At 72.3% G+C, this 2295-nt stretch carries 3 protein-coding genes and 1 pseudogene; 3 read left to right on the top strand and 1 reads right to left on the bottom strand.

Annotated elements, in window-relative coordinates; genetic code table 11:
- Window positions 1-224: 224 nt before the first annotated feature.
- The gene (locus ABYE80_RS19930; RefSeq protein ID WP_372792054.1) at window positions 225-728 is read left to right on the top strand and encodes a hypothetical protein; all 504 of its coding nucleotides are present in this window, start codon (window positions 225-227) and stop codon (window positions 726-728) included.
- A gap of 8 nt (window positions 729-736) precedes the next feature.
- Here ABYE80_RS19930 and ABYE80_RS19925 read toward each other — a convergent pair whose 3' ends face one another.
- On the bottom strand, window positions 737-937 hold the full coding sequence (locus ABYE80_RS19925) for a hypothetical protein (protein ID WP_372792052.1): 201 nt from the start codon (window positions 935-937) through the stop codon (window positions 737-739).
- A 39-nt stretch (window positions 938-976) separates the two neighbouring features.
- Here ABYE80_RS19925 and ABYE80_RS19920 point away from each other — a divergent pair, with 39 nt between their 5' ends.
- Window positions 977-1312 (top strand): hypothetical protein, encoded by a 336-nt coding sequence (locus ABYE80_RS19920; RefSeq protein WP_372792050.1) that lies wholly within the window; start codon window positions 977-979, stop codon window positions 1310-1312.
- Between the two features lie 26 nt (window positions 1313-1338).
- Window positions 1339-2295, top strand: a pseudogene (locus tag ABYE80_RS19915) (hypothetical protein); the annotation flags it as partial.

The raw sequence follows: 2295 nt of genomic DNA, 5'->3' as shown, positions 1-2295 counted from the left end.
GCCTCCTGCTCCACCACGGTCAGGAGGCAGTCGATCGGCGCGATCGGTCCCAGCCCGAACTCCTCGCGAACTTCGCGGGCACGCTTCGCGCCCCGGTTGGTGTCCAGTCCGGCCATCGGTCCCGGAGGCTATCCGCGTCGGGTGACGGTGCCGGTCGGCGGACCCGCTCCGTGGGTGAAGCGGTCGTCGTCACACCCGCGGGACCCCGCGCGACTGGATGTGTGATGCGTCGCTCCCCCTTCCAGAACACCTCCGTCACGTACCACCGCGCGGTCTTCCGCGAGGCCGACGGGCTGCTGTACGTCAACCGCTTCGACCGCGGCGGCGCGTGCCGCGGCTGGTACTACGCGACTGGCGCGGCGCTGCCGCCCGGCGTGGCCCTCGCGTCGCTGGAGATCACGACCGACGAGGACAGCGGCGACCGCGAGGTCCTCGTGCGGTTCAAGTTCGACTCCGACACGCCCGCCGCCCGCGAGCGGATCACCCGCTGGGCGCGCAGCGTCGGTCACACCCGCCTGTGGTTCGCCGACGACTACGTGGACCTGACCCTGCTGCCGGCCCCGGCCGCGAGCGTCGGCCGTTGCCACGTCTGCGAGACGACCTTCCGCGAGGAGGGCGCCGACTTCCACGAGGAGGTGCGCCGCACCGGTGCTCACCCGTGGACGTGTCCGGTGTGCGGAGCCGCGATGGCGGCGTGGGAGGTGGAGGACGTCGGGTTCGACCCGTGACCGACGGCTCAACTCGGGAGCGTGGCCAGGAGCTTCGTCGCTCTCCGGCGGACCGACCCGCGCTCGTCGGCCGTCAGGCGCTCCAACTCCGGTCGTAGCCACCGTACGAGGGCCACGTCTTCGCGCGCCCACGCAGCGAGGGTCCCCATCGTCGCGTTGAGCACGATCCAGTCCCGCGACCCGGTCAGGTAGCTCTGCAGCAAGATCACGGATCGTCGTCGCTGATCACGGTCGAGGCGGCTGTGGAGGTGACCCAGGATCTGCGCCGTGTGCCACTGCAACGACGGTTGGGACGACCTGCCGACCTCCGTGAGTACTTCGCTCAGCCACGGTTCGAACCAGCCGGGTTGCCGGCGACATACCTTCTCGAGCGCGTCGGCGGCCCGCATCCGAACGACGGCATCCGGGCTGGCGATGCAGGCGAACAGCTCGCCGAGCTGGGAACGGTCGGCAAGCACCTGACCGACCACTTCAGCCGTTCGTCCGAGGGATCGCGGGGACCCTCCGGTGAGCATGGCGCAGAGGTTCTCCGACACCGGGCCAGTATCGCCGTAGCCACAGCGGCGATCGACCAGGTCCTGTGACGCCACCCCCACCTACACTCCGGTTCATGGTCTCTCGCCGCGCGGTCCGCACGCTCCTGGCAGCACTCGCGACGACCGCCGCCTGCGGGAGCGGGCTCCCAGGGGTCGCCAGCGCCTCGGCCCCGAGCGACCCGCGATGCCTGTCCCTGGCGGCGGGGCGCAGCGGGCTGCTGGTCGGCGGCGAGGTGCCGACGACCGACTCGATCGCCGGGCAACGGGCCGATCGGCTGGGAGCCGTCGCGAGCGCCGCCGTCGCGAGGACGCTGCCGGACGCGATCGCCTTCCAGACGCGCACGGAAGGGGTCAGCGAGGGCTACGCCTTCGCGCTGCGGGACGGTGCCCTGTACGCGCGGCCCGCCAAGGACGGCGTGATCACGCCCACGGAGCCGTGGCGCGTCATGAGGCTGCCGGAGTGCCTGGACGGCTCGATCACGGAGATCTCGGTCGACCGGCGCCTGCTCCTCGTCCTCGGGCCGGAACGCCAGATCTACACGCACAACCTGGCGGGCGACCTGTCCCCGGAGCGCTGGACCTGGCGCTGGGGCCCGTACTTCTGGACAGGCGTGGGGATGGCGATGTTCCCCGACGCGCGCGCGTGGGCGACGTCCTCGTTCGACAGCGACGAGCGGTTCCTCGACACCTCGGGCCGCGAGCAGGCGCCGATCGGCGTGGCGACCGTCTACGTGCTGCGGTCCGGGGGGCGGCGCATCACGTACCTCGACCCGTGGCTGCCCAACGACGAGAGCCGGGAGGTGTGCGGCCCGCGTCGGGGCACGGTCCCGCTGGTGTCGCTGGCGGCCGCCGGGTCCACGGTGTTCGCCGTCAGCCGCCGCGCCGAGCTGTTCACGCGCCTGTACGACTTCGACGTGTCCGGCGCCAACACGGTCTTCGGCGCCTACAGCTGGCAGCAGGACCGCCCGGCCACCGACACGCGCTGGCAGCTCCCGGGCCCGGAGTGGGTCCGCCAACCCGTCCCGCCCGGC

This window comes from Paraconexibacter sp., assembly GCF_041602235.1.
GTDB lineage: Bacteria > Actinomycetota > Thermoleophilia > Solirubrobacterales > Solirubrobacteraceae > Paraconexibacter.
This window is presented reverse-complemented; position numbering and strand designations above follow the sequence as displayed.

Coding starts and splice junctions, on each gene's coding strand:
- ABYE80_RS19930 (WP_372792054.1), top strand. CDS start 225: ATGCGTCGCTCCCCCTTCCAGAACACCTCCGTCACGTACCACCGCGCG.